A 21,054-nucleotide genomic window follows, 5' to 3' on the forward strand; every position below is an offset into this window, starting at 1 on the left:
CGGTAGGTCAGGGCGTCCGGTGGGCGTGGGCGGATGTGGATCTGTCGGCCGGATCTGGTGGGATGAGGGGATGCAGGCATACCGGCTGGTACGCCGGTCCGGCGGGCCGGCGGGGGCGTTCACTCCGGCGGGCGACCGTGCCCTGTTGGGCGAGCACGATCGGTTGGGCGAGCACGATCGGTTGGGCGAGCGGCTCGACGACCCCCGGCAGGCGGAGGTGATCGGACACGCCGTCGGGCCGATGCTGGTGCTCGGTGGGCCGGGCACCGGCAAGACCGCCACCCTGGTCGAGGCGGTTGCCGCGCGGGTGGCCGAGGGGGTGGATCCCGAGCGCATCCTGGTGCTCACCTTCAGTCGTCGACAAGCAACCGGCCTGCGTCAGCGCATCGAGTCCCGGATCGCCGGCGCGGGCCACCGGGTGCTGCGGGAACCACTGGTACGCACCTTCCCGGCGTACGCGTTCGGGCTGCTGCGTCGGGCCGCTGCGGAGCGCGGCGAACCCTCGCCCCGGCTGCTCACCGGCCCCGAGCAGGATCTGATCATTCGGGAGTTGCTGGACCTGGTGGGCGAGGAGCCGGACGCCGATCCGGTGGGCTGGCCGGAGGACCTGCGCCCGGCCCTGCGTACCCGCGCCTTCGCCAGCCAGCTGCGGGACCTGCTGATGCGGGCCGCCGAGCGGGGCGTCGGTCCGGTGGAGCTGGCTCGGCTGGGTGAGCAGCTCGGCCGGGCCGACTGGCCGGCCGCCGCCCGGTTCCTCCGGGAGTACGTCGCCGTGCTGGCGCTGCGCGATGTCGGCAACCGCGGCTCGATCGCCTACGATCCGGCCGAACTGGTCCGCGCCGCCACCGGAATGCTGCTCGACGATCCGGCGCTGCTGGCCGCGGAGCGGCGCCGACTGGCGCACGTCTACGTGGACGAGTACGCCGACACCGACCCAGCCCAGCAGGAGCTGCTGACGACGGTGGCGGGGGGCGGCAAGGCGCTGGTCGTCCTCGCCGACCCCGACTCCTCCACGTACGCCTTCCGTGGTGCCGACCCGGCCGGTGTGGTGACCTTCCCGCACCGATTCCGGACCGCCTCCGGGGCGCCGGCGGCGCGGGTCGTCCTCACCACGTCGTACCGGGCCGGTCCCCGACTGCTGGCGGCGCACGCGCGGCTGGCCCGCCGGCTGCGTGGCCCGGCTACGCATCGGCGGCCCCGGGCGTTACCCGCAGCGGCGGTGGGCACGGCGGAGGTCCATACGTTCCGCTCGGCCGCCAGTGAGGCGGCCTGGCTGGCGCATGCGCTGCGGGCGGCGCACCTGCTCGACGGGGTGCCCTGGTCGGAGATGGCCGTGTTGGTGCGCTCCACCGGGCGAGCGCTGCCCTCGCTGCGGCGTGCCCTGCACGCCGCCGGGGTGCCCACCGTCGTGCACGGCGAGGACCTGCCGCTGCACCTGCAACCGGCGGTTGCCCCGCTGCTGTTGCTGTTGCGCTGTGCGCTCGCCCCGGACCGGCTCGATGAGGAGGCGGCCGTCGCCCTGCTGCACTCACCGTTGGGCGGGGCCGATCCGTTGGCGGAACGGCGGCTGCGGCAGGGGCTGCGGGTTATGGCGTTGGCCGCCGGCGACCGCCGACCCTCCGGCGAGCTGATCGTCGAGGCGCTGCGGGACCCGGCCGAACTGGCCGGCATCGACCGCCGGTGGGCGGAGCCGGCGCAGACGGTGGCCGGTCTGTTGGCGGTTGCCCGGGAGGCGGCCGCCCGACCGGGTGCCACCGCCGAGGAGGTGCTCTGGGCGGTGTGGCGGGCCAGTGGCCTCGCCGACCTCTGGTCGGCGGCGCTGGCCCGCACGCCGGCGGCGGCCGGGGAGGGGGAGATCGCCCGGCGTCGTCGCGCCGAGGCCGCCGACCGGGACCTGGACGCGGTGCTGGTGCTCTTCGACGCCGCCGCCCGGTTTACCGACCGGCTGCCCGGGGCGCGGGTCGAGGTCTTCCTCGATCACGTGCTCGGGCAGGACCTGCCCGCCGACACTCTCGCCCCGACCGCTGACCGGGGCGACGCGGTCCGGCTGCTCACCGCGCACGCCGCGAAGGGGCTGGAGTGGGATCTGGTCGCCATCGCCGGAGTGCAGGAGGGCGTCTGGCCCGACCTGCGGCTGCGGGGCAGTCTGCTGGGATCGGAGCGCCTCGTGGACGTGCTCGCCGGCCGCTCGGCCGGCGAGGGGCGGCGGGTCTCCGTCGTTGGCCAGACCTCGGCCCTGTTGGACGAGGAGCGGCGGCTCTTCCACGTCGCGGTGACCCGGGCCCGACGCCGGCTGCTGGTCAGCGCCGTGGCCAGCGCCGCCGTCGGTGGCGATGACCACGACGAGCAGCCGAGCCGGTTCCTGCACGAACTCGACGTGGCCGACCCACCACCCACCGAGGGCGCGGGCGCGGACGGAGCTGCGCCACCGGCCGCGGGCGCGGGACCGGATGGAGGCGTAGGAGCCGACCAGGGCGCAGGACCGGACGACGCCCGGGTGGCCACGTTGCCGCTCAGCCGGCCGCCCCGGGCGCTCACGCTGGCGTCGCTGGTGGCCGAGCTGCGTACCGCGGTGACCGACCCGAGCGCGTCGGTGCCCCGGCGGCGGGCAGCCGCGGCTGAGCTGGCCCGGCTCGCCGCCGAGGGGGTCGCCGGGGCGCACCCGGATGACTGGTGGGGGCTGCGTCCGCTCTCCGACGAACGGCCGCTGGCCGCCGACGGCGAGCCGGTGCGGGTCACCCCGTCCGGCATGGAGAGCGCCCTGCGGTGCAGCCTGCGCTGGCTGCTCGAACGTCACGGCGGTGCTGCGCCGGCAAGCGCGGCGCAGGGGGTGGGAAACCTGGTGCACGCCGCCGCGATGCTGGCTGAGAACGCCAGCTCGGACCGGCGGGCGCTGCTCGACTACGTGGCGGCCCGGTTCGACGCGATCGAGCTGGCGGCCCGTTGGCTGGTCGGCCCGGAGCAGGCCCGCGCCGAGGCGATGGTGGACAAGCTGCTGCGCTGGCTGGCCACCAACCCGCGTCGGCTGCTCGCCATCGAGCACGAGTTCGCCGTCCGGCTGGACGACCCACGCCACCCCGTCGACCTGGTCGGCCGGGTGGACCGGCTGGAGGTTGACCCGGACGGCCGGCTCGTGGTGGTTGACCTCAAGACCGGTAAGTCGACCGCGGTGACCGCAGCGGACCTCGCCGAGCATCCGCAGCTGGGCGCGTACCAGGCGGCGGTCGAGGCGGGCGCGTTCGCCGAGTTCGGGACCGAGTCCGGGGGCGCATCCCTGGTGCAGCTCGGCACCGGCACCAAGGAAGCCCGGGAACAGGCCCAACCGCCGGCCGGCGAGGGGCCGGCGGCCGGCTGGGCGACCGCCCTGGTCCGGCGGACCGCCGAGACGATGGCCGCCGCCACCTTCGCCGCGGTCGCCAACTCGAAGTGTCGAGTCTGCCCGGTGCGCACCAGCTGCCCGGTGTCTGGGCAGGGGCGCCAGGTCGTCGAACCACCGAGCACTCGCCCACCGGAGGGCCCGTGACCCAGCCGACCCTGTTCAGCGCGGCGACCCCGACTCCCCGTCGGGCCGATGCCGGGCCCCGGTACACCCCGGTCGAGTTGGCGAAGCTGCTGCGACTGCCGGCGCCCACCCGGGAACAGGCGGCAATCATCGCCGCCCCGGTGGAGCCGTTGCTCGTCGTCGCGGGCGCCGGCTCCGGAAAGACCGAGACGATGGCCGCCCGGGTGGTCTGGCTGGTGGCCAACGCGTACGTCCAACCGGAGCAGGTGCTCGGTCTGACGTTCACCCGCAAGGCCGCCGGGGAGCTGGCGCACCGCGTCCGGACCCGGCTCGGCCAGCTCGTTCGCCGGCTCGGGCGCAACGGGCGACACCCGCTCGACGATCCGTTGTCCGGCGAGCCGACGGTCGCCACCTACCACTCGTACGCCGGGCGGGTGGTGACCGAACACGGGCTGCGCGCCGGGTACGAGCCCGCCACCCGGCTGCTCACCGAGGCGTCCCGCTGGCAACTCGTTGACCTGATCGTGCGTACCTACGACGGCGACATGTCCGAGGTGGACCGGATGCCGAGCACGATCACCGACGCGGTGCTGGCCCTGGCCGGCGAGTTGGACGAGCACCTGGTCGAGCCGGACCACCTGGCGGCCTGGACCGGACGGTTCTTCGCCGACGTGCAGTCCCGCCCCGGCCGGGTCTACGCCGACGTGCGCCGGGCGCTCACCCTCGCGCAGGTCCGGTTGAAGCTGCTGCCGCTGGTCCGGGCGTACGCCCGGCGCAAGGAGGATTTCGAGGCGATGGACTTCGCCGACCAGCTGGCTCGGGCGGCCCGGGTTGCCCGGGACCACCCGGTGGTCGGTGAGCTCGAGCGGGACCGCTACCGGGTGGTGCTGCTCGATGAGTATCAGGACACCAGCCATGCCCAGGTGGTGCTGCTGAACGCGCTCTTCGGTGGCGGGCACCCGGTGACCGCGGTCGGTGACCCCTGCCAGTCGATCTACGGCTGGCGTGGGGCGAGTGCGGGCACCCTCGACCGGTTCCGCACCGAGTTCGCCCAGGCCGACGGCGCTCCGGCCGAGGTACGTACCCTGACCACCAGTTGGCGCAACCGACCGGAGATTCTGGCGGTGGCGAACGCCCTCGCCACCCCGCTCCGCGCCGCCGGCGCCCGGGTGCCGGAGCTGCGTGCCGCGCTCAGCGTCAAGGAGCCGATCCCGCACCGCACCCCCCGCGGGGTGGCTGCCGGCACCGTCCACTGCGCGTTGTTGGACACCTACGCGGACGAGGCGAACTGGATCGCCGACAGCCTGCTGCGCGCCTGGCAGGGAGCGGCGGGGATGCCCGGGGTGTTGCCCGAGCACCTTCCGGTCGTGGCGCGTCCCACCACCGCGGTGCTGGTCCGGCTGCGCAGCCAGATTCCGGCGATCGAGTCGGCGCTGCGGGCCCGGGGCCTGCCGGTCGAGGTGGTGGGGCTGGGCGGCCTGCTGGACACCCCGGAGGTGCGGGATGTGGTCTGCACCCTGCGGGTGCTGGCCGACCCGACCGACGGGGCGGCGCTGCTTCGGTTGCTGACCGGTGCCCGGTGGCGGATCGGGCCGCGGGACCTGGTGGCCCTACACCGTCGGGCTCGGGCCATCGCCGCCGCACGCCGGCAGCTCGCCGCGGATGACGAGCCGGAGATCGTCCCGGATGTGCTGGACGAGGCGACTCTGGTGGAGGCCCTGGCCGACCTGGGGCCGGCGCCGGCGTACTCGGCGGAGGGCTATGCCCGGCTCCGCGCCGCCGCCCAGGAACTGGGTCTGCTGCGTTACCGGCTGGACCAGTCGCTGCCAGACCTGCTCGCGGACGTCGAGCGGACGATCGGCCTGGATGTGGAGGTGGCGGTGCGCGCCGGCCGGGACGAGGCCGGTGACGCTGGGCTGGCCCGGGGGCACCTGGATGCGCTTGGTGACGTCGCGGCCCGGTTCAGCGGGGAGACGCCGGGTGCCACGCTCTCGGCCTTCCTGGCCTACCTGGCGGCGGCGGAGGACGAGGAGCGTGGGCTCGCCCCCGGCGAGGTGGAGGTGGTCGAGGGGGCGGTGCAGGTTCTCACCGCGCACGCGGCCAAGGGCCTGGAGTGGGACATCGTGGCGGTGGCGGGGCTGAGTCGCGGGGTGTGGCCGGGTCCGGTGCGCAACTCCGATCACTGGCTGGGCGGGCTGGGGGTGCTGCCGTTCCCGCTGCGCGGCGACGCTGCCGGGTTGCCGGTGTTGGCGCTGGCCGCGGCGGAGGAACAGCGCGGGGTGGCGCAGGCTCTGGCGGACTTCACCGCAGCGTGGCGGGCACACGACGAGCGGGAGGAGCGGCGGTTGGCGTACGTCGCGGTGACTCGTCCCCGCCGGCTGCTGCTCTGCTCCGGGTACTGGTGGGGGGAGGGCACCAAACGCCCGCGGGGCCCCTCCGCGCTCCTACGGGACCTGCATCAGGCCTGCCGGGACGGGGGCGCTGGCCAGGTGGTTGACGAGTGGGCCGCGGAGCCCGCCCCAGACGCGGTGAATCCCACGACCGAGGTGGTGCTCCGGGCGGAGTGGCCGGCTGACCCGTTGGGTGCCCGTCGACCGGCGCTCACCGAGGCGGCAACCCTGGTGCGGCGCTACTTGACCGCTGGGGTGCCGACCCGTCCGGCAGCCGGCGGCGTGGCTGTGGCCGGCCCTCCGGTGCCGGGCGTAAGCGACCCGGGTGGCGACGACCTGGGTGGCGATGACCCGGGTGGCGACGACCTGGGTGGCGACGACCCGGAGGTGGCGCGTTGGCGCCGGGAGGCCGATCTGCTGCTCGCCGAGCGGGCCGAGCTGACCCGACAGACCGGCCCGATCGAGGTCGTGCTGCCCGCCGCGCTCTCGGTCACCCAACTGGTGGCGCTGCGACGGGACCCGGCGGCCCTGGCCCGGTCACTGCGTCGCCCGCTGCCCACCGAGCCAAATCCGTACGCCCGTCGGGGTACCGCCTTCCATACCTGGCTGGAGCAGCGGTTCGGGGCTGGCCGGCTACTCGATGTGGACGAGTTGCCCGGTGCGGCGGACGCGGACGCCGCACCGGACGAGGCGCTTACCGAACTCCAGCAACACTTCCTGGCCAGTGAGTGGGCGGATCGGACGCCGGTCGAGGCCGAGGTGCCGTTCGCGACGGTGATCGCCGGGGTGGTCGTCCGGGGCCGAATGGACGCGGTCTTCGGTCGGCCCGGCGGACGGTTCGACGTGGTGGACTGGAAGACCGGCCGGCAGCCCACCGGAGCGGCCGCCGCCGCGGCAGCGGTGCAGCTCGCGGTCTATCGCCTGGCCTGGGCGGAGCTGGCGGGGGTTTCGGTTGCGCAGGTCGGTGCGGCGTTTCACTACGTCCGGGACGGGGTGACGGTGCGGCCGGTGGACCTGCTTGACGCGGTGGGTCTCACCGCGCTGATCGCCTCGGTCCCGGAACGTGGGGCGGAGGGAACCAGCGCTGGCTGAGTCAGTAATCAGCGGCGGATGGGTCCGAATGTCGATTGCATCCGGCGGCACGGCCGGCGAGGCTGGTCCGAGGGGGATGACACCGCCGTCCGCTCAGGGTGGAAGGGGTACGCATGACGGGGCAAAGCGGCCTGGACGCGGTACGGGAACTACTGTTGGTGGCGGCGGTTGCCGGGGTCGGGGTAGTGCTCGCCCTGATCGTCGTCTTCAGCCCGTGGCACGCCGTGCCGGACAAGGCCGCGCCGGCGGCCCCGGTCGAGTTGCGTAGTCCGGAACCGACAGCGACCGTGGGCTGAGTCCGGCGGGAGGCCGTCGGTGTGTCAGCGCGGACGGGTTAGGGTCGACGCGTGTCGACCACCCGCAAAGCGACGATTCCAGCAACGAGGTATCCCGTCGAGCGATTCACACTCGACAACGGTCTGCGGGTGGTGCTCACCCCGGACCGTAGCGCCCCGGTGATCGGGGTGGCAGTCGTCTACGACGTCGGTATTCGCTCCGAGCCGGAGGGGCGCACCGGCTTCGCGCACCTCTTCGAACACCTGATGTTCCAGGGTTCGGAGAATCTGGAGAAGCTGGCCCACTTCCGGCACGTACAGGGGGCGGGCGGCACCTTCAACGGCTCCACCCACCTGGACTACACCGACTACTACGAGACGTTGCCGGGCAACGCCCTCGAACGGGCTCTCTTCCTTGAGGCGGACCGGATGCGCGGCCCCCGGTTGACCGAGGAGAATCTGCGCAACCAGGTCGACGTGGTCAAGGAGGAGATCAGGGTCAACGTGCTCAACCGGCCGTACGGCGGGTTCCCCTGGCTCACCCTGCCACCGGTGCTCTTCGACACCTTTCCCAACGCGCACGACGGCTACGGGTCCTTCACCGACCTTGAGTCGGCCACGGTGGCCGACGCCGCCGACTTCTTCCAGCACTACTACGCCAGCGGCAACGCGGTACTGGCGGTCAGCGGTGACATCGACGTAGCCGAGGCGGTCGAGCTGGTCGAGCGGCACTTCGGTGATGTGCCGGCCCGTCCGGCCCCGGTCCGGCCAAGCTTCACCGAGCCGGATCTGGCCGCCGAGCGGCGGGTGTCGTACACCGATCGACTGGCCCCGCTACCAGCGGTCGCCTCCGCCTGGCGGGTGCCGGACCCGATCGGCGACTTCGCCGGCTACCTCCCGTACGCGGTGCTCGCCGAGGTGCTCACCGACGGGGACGCCGCCCGGTTGGTCGAACGGCTGGTGCAGCGGGACCGGTCGGTCACCAGCGTCGGCGGCTACCTGGGCTTCATGGGCGACCCATTCGACGTCCGCGATCCGACGGCCCTCCTGCTCCAAGCGCACCTGCCACCCGACGGTGACGTGGACAAGGTGCTGCAGACGGTGGATGAGGAGTTGGACCGGCTGGCCACCGACGGGCTGGCCGAGGGTGAGCTGGCCCGTACCCAGGCTCGGATGGCCACGCACCTGTTGCGCGACACGGATGCGGTGCTGGGGCGGGCCCTACGGATGGCCGTCCTGGAGCAGCAACGCGGCGAGCCCGGTCTGCTCAACGAACTGCCCCGCCTGGTCGGCGAGGTCACCGCGGAGTCGGTTCGTGCCGCCGCCGCCACCCTGCGCCCACAGCGTCGGGCCACCGTCGAGGTGCTCGCGGGGGCGGAGCAGTGAGCGCCGCGATGACGACCGCGTCGCGCGTCCTGCCGCCGCTCGGGCCGACCCGGAAACTGAAGCTGCCGAAGCAGGCCGAGCGGACGCTCGGCAACGGTCTCACCGTCATCGCGGTCCGGCGGCCGGCGGTGCCCCTGGTCGAGCTGCGGCTCGGGATGCCGTTCGGGCGGGTGCATCCGGCCCGGGCCGCGATGCTCGCACAGACCCTGCTCTCCGGTACGACGACGCTGACCGGGGTGCAGATCGCCGCGGAGTTGCAGAAGGTCGGCGGCGGGCTCTCCGCCGGGGTGGACCCAGACCGGTTGATGCTCTCCGGCGCGGGCTTGGCGACTGGCCTGGACCGGATGTTGGAGCTGCTGGCGGGAGTGCTGACTGCGGCGGCCTACCCGGCCGACGAGGTCGCCACCGAGCGGGACCGGCTGGTCGACCGGATCCAGCTGGCCCAGTGCCAGCCGGGGCACCTGGCCCGCACCGCCCTGCTCAAGCGGATCTACGGCCGGCATCCGTACGCGGTGCAGACACCGACCCCGGATCAGGTCCGCGCGGTGCGTCCGAGCGTGCTGCGGAAGCTGCATGACCAGCGGGTGCATCCGACCGGTGCGGTCCTGGTGCTGGTCGGCGATGTCCAGCCGGAACGGGCGTTGGACGCGGCCGAGCAGGCGCTCGGCGGGTGGCGTGGCGCCGGTCAGGTTGTCGAGCTACCGGCCACGCCGCCGTTGGAGCCGGGGCCGCTGCTCCTCGTTGACCGCCCCGAATCGGTCCAGTCGTCGCTGCGGATCGCGTTGCCGGCGGTGCCGCGTACCGACCCCGACCACGCCGCCCTGCAGCTCGCGAACCTGATCTTCGGAGGTTACTTCTCGTCCCGATGGGTGGAGAACATCCGCGAGGAGAAGGGCTACACGTATGGACCGTACTCGTTGGTCGAGCACTCGGTTGCCGGGTCGGTCCTGCTCGCCGCCGCCGAGGTGGCCACCGAGGTGACCGGGGCGGCGTTGCTGGAGACCCAGTACGAGTTGGGTCGGCTGGCCTGCGTCGCACCGGGCGCGGAGGAGCTGGAGCAGGCCCGCCAGTACGCCCTCGGCACGCTCCAGCTCGGCATCTCCACCCAGGCCGGGCTGGCGGCGCTGACCAGCGCGTACGCCAGTAGTGGCCTGTGTCTGGACTTCTTGGCCGAACATGCGGCTCGGCTGGCGAAGGCGACGGTGGCTGATGTCGCCGACGCGGCGACCCGGTACCTCGCCCCGGCCCGGGCGGTCACCGTCGTGCTGGGGGATGCGCAGCGGATCGCTGGGCAGCTGGGGACGCTCGCCGAGGTTGTGACCGAACCGGCGGTTCCGTGACGGACGGTGGACCGGCCCCGGCGCTGGCCCGTTCCACTCTGGACCGGGCCGCGCATCGGCGTACCGATCCTGAGTGGTTGGGTCAGGCCTGGGGCCGGTGCCGGGTGCTCGTGTTGGACAGCGGCAACGCGGGGCGGGCGTTGGTGTCCGCCGGTCCGGAGTCGCCGGCGTTGGTGCTGGTTGACCCGGAGGAGGTGCCGGAGGAGGCGGCCGCCCGGGCGATCTTCCTCGGCGTTGAGCCCGATGGCGTACCGGTGTTTACGGTGGACGCGCCGTTGCCGGTGCTCCCCGGCACCCGCGCGGCACACCTGTTGGAGGTTGGCCACCTGCTCACCGACCGGGACGCGGGCCTGCTCACCACCGGTCTGGCCCTGCTCAACTGGCACCGTGGGCACCGGTACTCCCCGCGGACCGGGCAGGCCACCACGATGGATGAGGCCGGTTGGTCCCGGGTTGCCCCGGCGGGGGAGCGGATGTGGCCGCGGACCGATCCGGCGATGATCGTCCTGGTGCACGACGGGGGGTCCGGCCAGGATGGGCGCTGCCTGTTGGGCAACAATGCCGCCTGGCCGCGGGTGCCGGGTGAGCTGCGCTTCTCCTGCCTCGCGGGCTACGTGGAGCCCGGGGAGTCGGCCGAGGCGGCGGTGTTGCGTGAGGTACGCGAGGAGGTGGACGTCCCGGTCACGGACATCACGTACGTGGGTAGCCAGGCCTGGCCGTTCCCCGGTTTGTTGATGCTGGGCTTCCAGGCGGTGGCAGACCCGCGGCACCCGGTGCGGGTCGACCCGGCGGAGATCACGGCGGCCCGCTGGTTCACCCGTTCCGAGGTCAGCGCGGCGCTGGCTGGGCAGAGCGTTGCCGTCGAGGAGGCCCGGCTGGTCCTGCCGCCGTCGTCTTCGATCGCGTCCTTCCTGCTGCGCTACTGGCTCGACGGCCACTGTTGACGGCGGGCGGCACCGGGCGGTTGCGGGAGGGCGGCACCGGGCGCTGGTGGTTGGTCCGAACGTGGTCCCGGCCCGCGACCGCCGTTGCCGCGACGGTCACGGGCCGGGGACCGTGCCGTCGAGACCGGCTGGGGCGAGGCGCGCGGCGGGGAGCCGGGCCGGTTCCGACGGACGGGTAACCGCTCAGCCGCCGCGGTCGTCCGGCCAGCTCGGCCAGGCGGACGGGGGTTCGTCGAGCGGGAGCACCTTGACCCGTTGCCGGCCGGCACGGACCGCGCCGACCGCGGCGAGGGCCCGGGCGAGCAGGAGTGCGGCTTCGCGGTCGTCGGCGTGGACGACCTGCCGGCGTGGCTCGGGTGCGACGGTCTCGTCGCGCAGCCGGCCTCCGTCGGCCCAGGCGGTGGTGAGGTCCACGTCAGCCGCCGCGCGGACATCGGTGCGAACGATCAGGAACCGCATGTCGGTCTCCGGATGAGTGCCGCGACGATCGGGAACGGAGTGGAAGTTCCACGTCACTGCGGGTTATGCTACGCCGCGTAGCGGGCCTGGCAACCGAAATGCCGCGATCGGTCGGCAGACTGGCCGATCGGGCGAGGGACGCTCGGGCCGGGCGCCCGAACTGACCGCCGCCCCGGCGTTCGAAGACGACGCGGGGCCGCCGGTGTACCTACGCACCGGCGGCCCCGACGGAGGCGAGTCAGATTCGGTCGAGCTGGCCTTCCTTGGCCGCGGCCAGGAAGCTCTGCCACTCACCTCGGTCGAACAGCAGCACCGGACCGCCCCGGTCCTTGCTGTCCCGGAGGGCCACCGTGGCTGGCGTCGGCGCTACCTCGACGCAGTTTGAGGTCTGGCTGCGGGTGCTCTTTCGCCACGCAACCCGCGCCAGGTCGGGGCAGGCGGTCGGCGTGTGGTGGATTTCGTTCATGGTTGCACTCCTGTGTGAACCGGCCGATGGACGAGTAGTGCCCGCACGGACCGACGCTGGGTGCCGGTGGGTCAGCGTTCCGTCAATCGCCCGGGGCGCCGGCGACGCTGGGCCGGCGGTGTTGCCGCCCCGAACGCCGATGCCGACGAGGGTGCTGCCTCGAATGGCTGTCCCCTGGCCTGATTGAGCCAGGAGAGAGTCTCCGATGCGGGGAGTGCTGCCGTGCATAACCACTCAAAGACCACTTTATAGCGATTTAGGATTTTTGCCTCGGTTGACATGGTGTTCAAGAACCCGCTTTCGATCGCCAGGGTCTCGGGATCCTGCGGGTCGGTGAACCGGTAGAGGGAGAACGCCGTCGGCGGCAGGTACCACCCGCTCGCCTGGGTGTCCCGAGGCAGCACCTGCAGCGTGACGTTGGGCAGCATGGCCAACTCGTAGAGCTGCGCGAGCTGCTCCCGGAGCACGTCGGCCGGCCCGGCTCGACCCCCGAGCGCCGTCTCCTCGAGTACGGCCGTGTAGCGGGGCGCGTCCGGTCCCCGGGTAAGCAGCGACTGACGGGCCAGCCGGGCGCCCACCTCGGTCTCGATGTCCTCGGTGCCATCCGGCTCGCCAGCCGCCTCGTCGACATCCCGGGCGGAGGCGATTCGAATGCGGGCGTAGCCGGCCGTCTGGAGTAGCCCCGGTACGAGTAGCGGGTGATACTCCGAGATCTCCACACAGCCCGCCTCCAACTCGGCGAAGCCGCGCTGCTGTGGGGTCATGACCGGGTAGTTCCGAAGCCAGCCACGGATGTCGCCGGCCTCACCGGTGATGGTCAGCAACTCTTCCCGCAGCGTTACGTCCACCCGGTAGAGATCGAGCAGTGCGCGGACATCCTGCGGGTCTGGCCGGCTGCGGCCATTCTCCAGGCGAGACAGTTTGGAAGCGGAGGCCCAGCCGACCCGCTCGACCACCTGGTCCCCGGTGAGACCGGTGGTCTCGCGCAGCCGACGCAGTTCGGAGCCCAACCTGCGGCGCCGCAGGATAGGGCTGGGTGCGACTGGAGGCACGTGCCCTCTTTTCCGTAGACCGTCGTAGATGCGACGGTAACTCTCTGAATTTCGCCCCTAACCCTCAGTATGGAACGACGCGGCCGGCACCGGAGGTTCCGGTGGGGGCGTGTCTCGGCCAAAGGCGGCATACCGTGTACCACTTCCGACGGAGGGCAGATGCGTACCGTCCTGCGCCGCCCGGACTTCCGGCTGCTCTTCGCTGGCCTGGTGGCCAGCATGACCGCCGAGTCGATCTTGCTGCTCGCGCTCGCCATCTGGGTCAAGGAACTGACCGGGTCGAGTGGACTGGCCGGGGCCACCACCTTCGCGATCATCGCCCCGATGACGCTGGCACCCCTGGTCGGCTGGGTCGTCGACCGGTATCCACGCAAGCCCCTGTTCGTGGCCGCCAACCTGGTCACGGCCGCCCTACTCACCCCGTTGTTCGCCGTCGGAGACCGTACCGACCTCTGGCTCATCTACCTGGTCGCGATCTTCTACGGCCTGTCGTACATCACCCTCAACGCGGCGCTCAGCGGTCTGCTGCGGCACCTGGTGCCGGCAGAGTTGCTGGCCGACGCGAATGGCGTGCTCCAGACGGTGCGGCAGGGACTGCGGTTGCTCGGCCCGCTGGCGGGAGCCGCCCTCTACACCGCCGTCGGCGGCGGGCTGTTGGCCGGCGTGGCGATAGTCGGCTTCGTGGCCGCGGCGGTGCTGGTGGGCCCGCTCCGAGTCGCCGAGTCGCCCCGGTCGCGACCAGGGCGTAGCTGTCCCGGCCGACGAGCCGGAGCGGCTTGCTGCCCTCGGGGCTGCACCCAGCTGTCCAGCCCGGCGAGCCGACCGCGCCACCCGTCGCGCTGGTCGGCCGAGTTCGGCGCGGGCCTGCGGTACCTGGCCGACGAGCCGGCGCTGCGCCGGGCACTGCTCGGCTACGGTCTCGGTTCGTTGGTGATGGGCTTCAGTGAGTCGCTGATCTTTGCCTACGTTGACCACGGCCTTCGCCGCGACGCGGCGTTCGTGGGTGTGCTCGTCACCGTGCAGGGAGTCGGTGGCCTCGTTGGTGGGCTGGTCTCCGCCGGCGTGATCCGGCGGGTGGGAGAGGTCGGCGCGCTCGCCGTGGGGGTGGCGCTGTTCGGGTCGGCCGCGCTGACGCTCGCCCACCCCAACCTGTGGCTGGGCTGCGCCGCCCTCCTGCTGGCCGGGGTGTCGCTGCCGCTCACCATGGTCGGCCTGCACACGCTGATCCAGCGGCGTACGCCGGCACCACTGATCGGCCGGGTCGCCGCCGGCGCCGATGCGGTGGTCAGTGGCCCGCGGGCCATCTCAATCGGGGGTGGCGCACTGCTCGTCGGCGTCTTCGACTACCGGCTGCTCTTCGTGGTGGTGGGCCTGGTCACCCTACTGGCCAGCAGCTACCTGTGGGGTGGGCGCCGGTTGAGCCCGTCGGCCCAGCCGGCGCCCGTCGGGGGCGCACCGGTCAGGCGGAGATCTCCGACAGGTGCTCCTTGACCTGCCGAATAGTGGGATTGGTCAGCGCGCTGCCGTCCGCGAAGCGCAGCGTCGGCACGGTCTGGTTGCCGCCGTTGACGCTCATCACGAACTCGGCGGCCGCCGGCTCCTGCTCGATGTCGACCACCTCGTACCCGATGCCCTCCCGGTCCAGCTGTGACTTCAGCCGGTGGCAGTAGCCGCACCAAGGCGTGGAGTACATCGTCAACATCGGCAGACCTCCAAGGGGTTGGTCGTGATTCGAGCCAGGCTAACCACCCCAACGTTGGGAGCGGCTGGAACAATTCCTCGCTGTGGTGTCTCACTCAGCATCCAACCGGGTGCTCGCCGGCCTCGACCCGGAGCAGCGGGCGGCGGTAACCGCCCCGGCCGGCCCGGTCTGCGTCCTGGCCGGCGCCGGCACCGGGAAGACCCGGGCGGTCACCTCCCGGATCGCGCACCGGACGTTGACCGGGGAGATCCTGGCCCGGCACCTGCTCGCGGTCACCTTCACCGCGCGGGCCGCCGCCGAGCTACGTGGCCGACTCACCACGCTGGGGGTGCCGGGTGTGCAGGCGCGCACCTTCCACGCCGCGGCGCTGCGTCAGGTGCGTTACTTCGCGCCCCGGCTGCTCGCCGGTCGGGCGATGCCCGAACTGCTGGACAGCAAGGTCCGGCTGGTCACCCTCGCCGCGGCGAAGGTCGGGATCCGCTCCGACCGGACCGGCGTCCGGGACCTCGCGGGCGAGATCGAGTGGGCGAAGTCGTCCCTGGTCGAGCCCGGGGAGTACGCGGTCGCGGCCGCCCGGGCGCTGCGGGACACTCCGTACGAGCCGGCGAAGGTGGCCGATGTCTTCGCCGCGTACGAGAAGGTCAAACGCGCCGGCGGAGTGATCGATTTCGAGGACATGCTGCGCGCCGCGATCTGGGGAATCGAAGAGCACCCGGACGTGGCCGACCAGGTACGCGCCCAGTACCGGCACTTCGTCGTCGACGAGTACCAGGACGTCAACCCGCTGCAACAGCGGCTGCTGGAGGCGTGGCTCGGCGGTGGTGACGACCTGACGGTGGTGGGTGACGCGAGCCAGACGATCTACTCGTTCACCGGCGCGACCTCGTCCTACCTGGTCGACTTCCCCCGTCGGCACCGGGGCGCGACGGTGGTTCGCCTGGTGCGCGACTACCGCTCCACCCCCCAGGTGGTCGGGCTGGCCAATTCGGTCATCGCGCCGGCTCGGGGCGCTGAGGCGCGGCTTCGGCTGGAGTTGGTCGGCCAGCGCCCGGCGGGCCCCGAGCCCGAGTTGAGGATCTTCACCGACGAGCCGGCTGAGGCCGCCGCCGTCGCCGCCCGCTGCCGTGCCCTGGTGGACGCTGGTACTCCGGCCCGGGAGATCGCCGTGCTGTTTCGGACCAACGCGCAGTCCGAGGCGTTCGAGGAAGCGCTGACCGAGGCCGAGGTGCCGTACCAGGTGCAGGGTGCGGAGCGGTTCTTCGAGCGCCCCGAGGTACGGCAGGCGATGGTCGCGCTGCGCGCCGCCACCCGCTCCCTTCCCGGTGACACCCCGCTGTCGGCGGCCGTGGTCGAGGCCCTGGCCGCGGTGGGGTGGGCACCGGATGCGCCGCCGGCTGGTGGCGCCGCCCGGGAACGGTGGGCGGCCCTCGCCGCCCTGGTCCAACTCGCCGAGGAGTACGCGGCCAGCGCCCCGGTGCTGCCGATCGGGCCGGCTGCCGCGGTCGAGCGGCCGGCCACCTTGGCCGACTTCACCGACGAGCTGGCCCGACGGGCCGCCGCTCAGCACGTGCCGACGGTCGAGGGTGTGACCCTCGCCTCCCTGCACTCGGCGAAGGGTCTGGAGTGGGATGCCGTCTTCCTGGTCGGCCTCGCCGAGGGCACCCTGCCCACCACCTACGCGAAGACACCGGAGCAGGTGGAGGAGGAGCGCCGGCTGCTCTACGTGGGCATCACCCGGGCTCGGGAGTGGCTCTGGCTGTCGTACGCCTCAGCCCGCTCACCGGGTGGGCGTCCCCGGCGGCCCTGTCGCTTCCTGCCCCGGCTGGACTCCTCCGGCACCAGTGGGCGGGTCGGTGCGAGCGGGGTACGGCGAACCGAACGTCGGCGTACCCAGATCGTCTCCTGCCGGGTCTGCGGTACGACGCTGCTCGCTGGCGCGGAGCGCAAGCTGGGCCGGTGCACCGCCTGCCCGTCTGACATGGACAAGGAGCTGCACGGGCGGCTGGGCGAGTGGCGGCGTCGGGTGGCCGGCGGTCAGCGGGTACCGGACTATGTGGTGTTCACCGACGCGACCCTGGTCGCGTTGGCGGAGCGGCGCCCGCAGCAGCCCCGCGACCTCACCGCGATCGCGGGGATCGGGGCCCGCAAGCTGGGGCTCTACGGGGAGGCGGTGCTGGCCCTGGTGGCCGGCGCGACGGTGGATGAGGTCTGCCCGGAGAAAACTTCAGAAATCTTGCCGTAAATTCGTTTGCCCTCGCCCCCGGGCGCGGCATAGCCTCGGGGCATACCTCGTGAGCGGCCGCATTCGGGCTGCTCACGGGCGTGATTCGGTCGGCACGAGGGAAGTCAGGGAGGTGGCCCCAATGGAGATCTACAACAACGCGCGTCCGGTGGTGTCCCCTGCTGGCGTCGCTCCCCTGTCGGCCGTCCAGGTGGCCCGCACCGCTGCGCGACCGTCGGTTCCGCAGGTGCACCAGGTCGAGACCCAGGCCGAGCTGATTCTCGCGCTGGCGCCATACGGCACCCAGGAGACCAGTGGTTTCACGGGCAAGGGCGTTGATGGCGCCAAGCGGCGCATGGACGTCCGCGGTGTTCCACCTCGAGGTAGACCGGTCTGATACAGACCACCGGCTCACCTTGAGGCCGCGGAACCCGCATACCGGGATCCGCGGCCTTCGTTTTTGTCCCGTCGAAGTATGTCGGAAATGCGATCCAAGAGATCGAAAAAGTGAGAGAGAGGTGACCGGGCGATGAGTCTGGCGTTGGCCCCACTCGACCTGAGCGTCGAGTTGGAGGCGAACCTGCCCTGCCGGAAGTTCGACCCCGACCTGTGGTTCTCTGACTCGCCCGCCGAGCTTGAGGTGGCCAAGTCGCTCTGCGGGGACTGCCCGCTGCGCGTCGAGTGCCTCGCCGGCGCGGTGGAGCGAGCTGAGCCCTGGGGCGTCTGGGGTGGCGAGATCTTCGAGCGTGGCGCGGTGGTCCCGCGTAAGCGGCCCCGAGGCCGTCCCCGTAAGGAAGATGTTGCCCGAGACGCCACGCTCCGGGTCGAGGCCGAGGCGCGACTGGAGGCCAGTGGGTTGGCCCGGCGCGACGCGGTCCGGCTGGCGGCCTGACAACCACCCGATCCGTTCCACCCTTCGCCGGTCTTCGCGCCGGCCACGAGAAAGTTGATGAGGATGCTCAGGCAATCGAACAGTTTCGAACTGCAATTACTGAACGAAGTGTTGTCGAGGGCTCGAATGCTCCGGCCTCAGGCCGGTCGCACCACCGCGAGCACTGAGGCTTATCGCTCCGCCCGTACCATCGCCATGGCCGCTCGCACGCGGTCGGCGCGCGAGTTGGGCATCGGTTAGACAGCGGGCCCGCCCCTCAGGTGGGGGGCGGGCCCGTTGGTCAACACCGCTGAGACGGGCGCGTTCGGCTACCGCCGGATGCGCCCGTCACCGCATCACGCTGTTGGGGCGAAGCCGGGTAGCCAGCGCTCCAGGATTCCCCGGTACGGCGCCTTCGCCTCCAGCTGGCAGAGCACCCCGATCGAGCCGAGCGTGACCCGGTGGATCAGCAGGTACGACGGGGGTAGGTTGAGGTGTCGGCTGAGCTGGTACGCGGGCGAGCGAGGGCTGGCCAGCCGGGCCGCCTCCGCCCGTAGCCAGGCTCGGGTGAACCGGAACTCCTCGGCGGCGACCGGCTCCAGCATCGGTTGGAGGAAGTCCAGCAGCGCCGGCCCGTCGATCGCCGCGCTGTTGCTGACGAAGCCCTCGGCACGCAAGCCGGCCATCACCTCCTCGGCATCTCCCCGCAAGGCCAGTCCGGCGATGCGGCCGATCGGCTCGGGGGTCCCCTCGGGTAGCCGGGCCACCGCGCCGAAGTCCACCACCCCAAGCCGGCCGTCGGGCAGCAACCGGAAGTTGCCCGGATGCGGGTCGGCGTGGAGCAGCCCGGCCCGCATCGGCGCGGAGAGGTGCAGCGTGGCCATCAACCGGCCTGCCTCGTCCCGCTCTTGTTCGGAGCCCTCCCGGATGATCTGCGACAGCGGAGTTCCCGCGACCCATCCGGTCACGAGGACTCGGGGTGACGCGGCGACCACGGCCGGGATGTAGATCTCCGGGTCGTCCGCGTACGCCGTGGCGAAGGCGCGCTGCGACTCGGCCTCCAGCTCGTAGTCGAGCTCCTCGGTGATTCGTTCCCGGAGCTCGGCGAGGAGTGGTTTGATGTCCAGCCCCGGCTGGATCGCCCGGAACATTCCACCGAGCCGGGAGAGCTGTTTGAGGTCGGCGAGCAGGGCGTCCCCCGCGCCGGGGTACTGGATCTTGATCGCCACGTCGCGGGTGTGCGGCGCGCCGGTCGCGTCGTAGCCCGGCTCCCGCCACCGCGCGCGGTGTACCTGCCCGATGCTGGCGGCGGCGACCGGCGCGTCGTCGAACTCCACGAACCGGTCCCGCCAGTCCGGGCCGAGTTGCTCGGCGAGCACCCGGTGTACGGAGGCGGCGGGCAGCGGCGGCGCGGCCTCCTGGAGTTTGGTCAGCGCCTGTCGGTAGGGGGCGGCCATCTCCTCGGGCAGCGCCGCCTCGAAGACCGACAGCGCTTGGCCGAACTTCATCGCGCCGCCTTTGAGCTGCCCGAGGACGCTGAAGAGCTGTTCGGCGGTACGTTGCTGGATCTCCGCGGAGATCACGTCAGAGGCGAGCCCGGTGACGCGCTTGCCCACACCGAGGACGGTCCGGCCGGCGAAGCCGAGCGGCAGGGTGGCGAGCTTGGCGGTCCGGGAGACGGCCCGGCGCGGGATTTCGGTCACCTGGCTATTGTGACCGACCGGGCCGGCCCGCGACTGCCGTGCGGGCGGGCCGGGCCCCCTTCCGGCGGTGGGTGCCAGGCCTCCGCGGATCCGGGCGGGCGGTGGACCCCGCCGTGCAGCGGCGGACCGACCAGCCCCGTGGCGACCGCGACGTCTCACGTTCCGCGACCGGAGCAGGTACAGGAGGGGTGGGGTGCCCAATGCCGGCGACGTAGCCGACCGTCGGCGGTGACCTCGACGGAACCGCTGCCGGTGGCCGGGACGCCGCCATCGAGCTGGCCTAGGGCTTCGCTGGTGGCGTGCGCCACGGCGGCGAGCAGCGTTGTCGTCGCGCAGGCCCACTCCGGCGTGCCGCTGGCGAGCTGGGCGGCGAGCGTCGGCCAGCCCGGGTCGCGGTCCCTTCGATGCAGGTCGAGACAGTTCAGGCAGGGACCGATTGGTGGCCGGACCAGCGGGCCGACGACCGGCACGCCCTCCCGGAGGTCGAGCAGCAGGTGTACCTGCCGGCGTTGGTGGTGGGCGGCGGCGAGCAGGGGAGCCGGGCGGTCCATACCGCACTGCAGCACGAGGTCGATCCGACCGGGTCGGAGCGGGCCGGTGGCGGTGCCGGGGGCGGTGCGGCGGAGGGTGTCCCGGACTGCGCTGGTGAGCGGCTGGCCGAGGTCGGCGGCGGGTATTCCGGTGCCGACGAGGTCCGCCGGCGCCACCGGGCCGGCCAGGCGTGGCTGCACGTGCCCGACCCCGGCCTGTGCCAGTGCGACGGCGACGGGAGCGCCGAGGCGACCGGCGCCGGTTACCAGCACCCGCGCCGTGCGACGGCGGCGCAGTACCTGTGCGGGCGTGCCGGCGCCTCGCTGGTTGGCCAGGGCGAGAGCGCCGGCCTCGGCGGCGAGCCGGGTTCGTGGCGGTCCGGTCAGGTCGCGGGGTAGGAGGGTGTGAGCGGGTACGACCAGGCCGGCGGCGCGGAGCGCCTCGAGCAGGGTGCGGGCCTCGTGTCGCCCCACCTCGATTCGGTTGGCCTGGTCCAGGACGTGCCGCTCGCTATGCGCGCCGTCGAGTAGGTCGAGGAGGCGGGCGGTGCGGGGGTTGGCCAGCTCAAGCAGGACGGCTCGGCTCGGATCGACACCCAGTTGCAAGGTGTGTCGGTCCCGCCAGAGGCGGGTGAGGCCGGGCAGCAGGGTTGGCCGGGGCAGGGCGGTAAGGCTCATGAGTACGAATAGTGATCGTGTCTGAGCTTTCCGTCGAACGTTGTCCACAGGTGCGCGGAGCCTGGCCCGGGGTTTTCCACAGGAAGTGCCTGGTTCTCCACAGGCCGTGGACCCGCCTGTCCGGCAACCGACATTGGCTGGGTGGTGGAAGGGATCCTTCCACCACCCATAAAAGGCGTTAGACCTTCGCTTTACCCAGAATGCGGTTCACTGTTGTGCCGCACACCGGACACTTGCCCTTGGCCATGTTCATCCCGGTCTTGGAAACCTCGACGCGCCCCTCGAAGTCTCGCTTCTCCTTGCACTTGACGCAGTAGCCGTTGTAAGTCTGGGCCTGGTCGGCCACGGGTGCCTCCTCGTCTCGTCCACCGGCGAACGCTCATCCGGCGGGGTTCCAGCGGCGGGCCATGAGGGCGCCGGCGCTGGGCCTTCCGTCGTGGTCA

Annotated in this window: 17 protein-coding genes; 10 read left to right on the forward strand and 7 right to left on the reverse strand. The window is 72.4% G+C overall.

Going from position 1 to position 21,054, the window contains the following annotated elements; all coding sequences use genetic code 11:
- Positions 1–70 precede the first annotated feature (70 nt).
- From B118_RS0101060 to nudC, 6 genes are all read left to right on the forward strand, one after another.
- A complete protein-coding gene (locus B118_RS0101060; RefSeq protein ID WP_028192273.1) occupies positions 71–3,523 on the forward strand; it encodes an ATP-dependent helicase in 3,453 nt (1,150 codons plus the stop codon).
- The gene (locus B118_RS0101065) at positions 3,520–6,984 is read left to right on the forward strand and encodes an ATP-dependent helicase (protein ID WP_028192274.1); all 3,465 of its coding nucleotides are present in this window, start codon (positions 3,520–3,522) and stop codon (positions 6,982–6,984) included. Before B118_RS0101060 ends, B118_RS0101065 begins: the two co-directional genes overlap by 4 nt.
- A gap of 113 nt (positions 6,985–7,097) precedes the next feature.
- Positions 7,098–7,280, forward strand: coding sequence for a hypothetical protein (locus B118_RS0101070; protein WP_018810112.1), 183 nt, complete (start codon positions 7,098–7,100; stop codon positions 7,278–7,280).
- Between the two features lie 51 nt (positions 7,281–7,331).
- On the forward strand, positions 7,332–8,645 hold the full coding sequence (locus B118_RS0101075) for a M16 family metallopeptidase (RefSeq protein ID WP_018826180.1): 1,314 nt from the start codon (positions 7,332–7,334) through the stop codon (positions 8,643–8,645).
- A complete protein-coding gene (locus B118_RS0101080; RefSeq protein WP_018810110.1) occupies positions 8,642–9,985 on the forward strand; it encodes a M16 family metallopeptidase in 1,344 nt (447 codons plus the stop codon). Before B118_RS0101075 ends, B118_RS0101080 begins: the two co-directional genes overlap by 4 nt.
- On the forward strand, positions 9,982–10,929 hold the full coding sequence (nudC, locus tag B118_RS0101085) for an NAD(+) diphosphatase (protein WP_018222742.1): 948 nt from the start codon (positions 9,982–9,984) through the stop codon (positions 10,927–10,929). Before B118_RS0101080 ends, nudC begins: the two co-directional genes overlap by 4 nt.
- Before the next feature lie 183 nt (positions 10,930–11,112).
- On the opposite strand, the gene B118_RS0101090 is transcribed toward nudC, so the two are convergent.
- The 3 genes from B118_RS0101090 to B118_RS0101100 form a co-directional block, all read right to left on the reverse strand.
- On the reverse strand, positions 11,113–11,388 hold the full coding sequence (locus tag B118_RS0101090; protein WP_018222743.1) for a hypothetical protein: 276 nt from the start codon (positions 11,386–11,388) through the stop codon (positions 11,113–11,115).
- Between the two features lie 238 nt (positions 11,389–11,626).
- Positions 11,627–11,854: a DUF397 domain-containing protein gene (locus B118_RS0101095; RefSeq protein WP_018222744.1), complete on the reverse strand. Its 228-nt coding sequence runs from the start codon at positions 11,852–11,854 to the stop codon at positions 11,627–11,629.
- Between the two features lie 71 nt (positions 11,855–11,925).
- On the reverse strand, positions 11,926–12,906 hold the full coding sequence (locus B118_RS0101100) for a helix-turn-helix domain-containing protein (protein ID WP_026270420.1): 981 nt from the start codon (positions 12,904–12,906) through the stop codon (positions 11,926–11,928).
- Positions 12,907–13,065: 159 nt separating this feature from the next.
- On the opposite strand from B118_RS0101100, the gene B118_RS0101105 reads away from it, so the two are divergent.
- On the forward strand, positions 13,066–14,397 hold the full coding sequence (locus tag B118_RS0101105; protein ID WP_018826176.1) for an MFS transporter: 1,332 nt from the start codon (positions 13,066–13,068) through the stop codon (positions 14,395–14,397).
- Here B118_RS0101105 and B118_RS0101110 read toward each other — a convergent pair.
- Positions 14,366–14,608, reverse strand: coding sequence for a mycoredoxin (locus B118_RS0101110; protein ID WP_018222747.1), 243 nt, complete (start codon positions 14,606–14,608; stop codon positions 14,366–14,368). The genes B118_RS0101105 and B118_RS0101110 overlap by 32 nt on opposite strands.
- Before the next feature lie 82 nt (positions 14,609–14,690).
- On the opposite strand from B118_RS0101110, the gene B118_RS0101115 reads away from it, so the two are divergent.
- The 3 genes from B118_RS0101115 to B118_RS0101125 all read left to right on the forward strand — a co-directional run bounded on the left by B118_RS0101115 (position 14,691) and on the right by B118_RS0101125 (position 17,721).
- Positions 14,691–16,850, forward strand: a complete 2,160-nt coding sequence (locus B118_RS0101115) for an ATP-dependent DNA helicase UvrD2 (protein ID WP_027645155.1) — start codon at positions 14,691–14,693, stop codon at positions 16,848–16,850.
- 121 nt (positions 16,851–16,971) lie between these two features.
- The gene (locus B118_RS0101120) at positions 16,972–17,226 is read left to right on the forward strand and encodes a hypothetical protein (protein WP_028192275.1); all 255 of its coding nucleotides are present in this window, start codon (positions 16,972–16,974) and stop codon (positions 17,224–17,226) included.
- 132 nt (positions 17,227–17,358) lie between these two features.
- A complete protein-coding gene (locus B118_RS0101125) occupies positions 17,359–17,721 on the forward strand; it encodes a WhiB family transcriptional regulator (protein ID WP_018222750.1) in 363 nt (120 codons plus the stop codon).
- A gap of 335 nt (positions 17,722–18,056) precedes the next feature.
- Here B118_RS0101125 and B118_RS0101130 read toward each other — a convergent pair whose 3' ends face one another.
- From B118_RS0101130 to B118_RS32285, 3 genes are all read right to left on the reverse strand, one after another.
- On the reverse strand, positions 18,057–19,403 hold the full coding sequence (locus tag B118_RS0101130) for an ABC1 kinase family protein (RefSeq protein WP_018222751.1): 1,347 nt from the start codon (positions 19,401–19,403) through the stop codon (positions 18,057–18,059).
- Positions 19,404–19,558: 155 nt separating this feature from the next.
- Positions 19,559–20,611 (reverse strand): thiamine biosynthesis protein ThiF, encoded by a 1,053-nt coding sequence (locus tag B118_RS0101135; protein ID WP_027647241.1) that lies wholly within the window; start codon positions 20,609–20,611, stop codon positions 19,559–19,561.
- A 178-nt stretch (positions 20,612–20,789) separates the two neighbouring features.
- On the reverse strand, positions 20,790–20,957 hold the full coding sequence (locus B118_RS32285) for a DUF5679 domain-containing protein (RefSeq protein WP_012014940.1): 168 nt from the start codon (positions 20,955–20,957) through the stop codon (positions 20,790–20,792).
- Between the last annotated feature and the right edge of the window lie 97 nt (positions 20,958–21,054).

Source organism: Salinispora pacifica CNR114, from assembly GCF_000514775.1.
Classification (GTDB): domain Bacteria; phylum Actinomycetota; class Actinomycetes; order Mycobacteriales; family Micromonosporaceae; genus Micromonospora; species Micromonospora pacifica.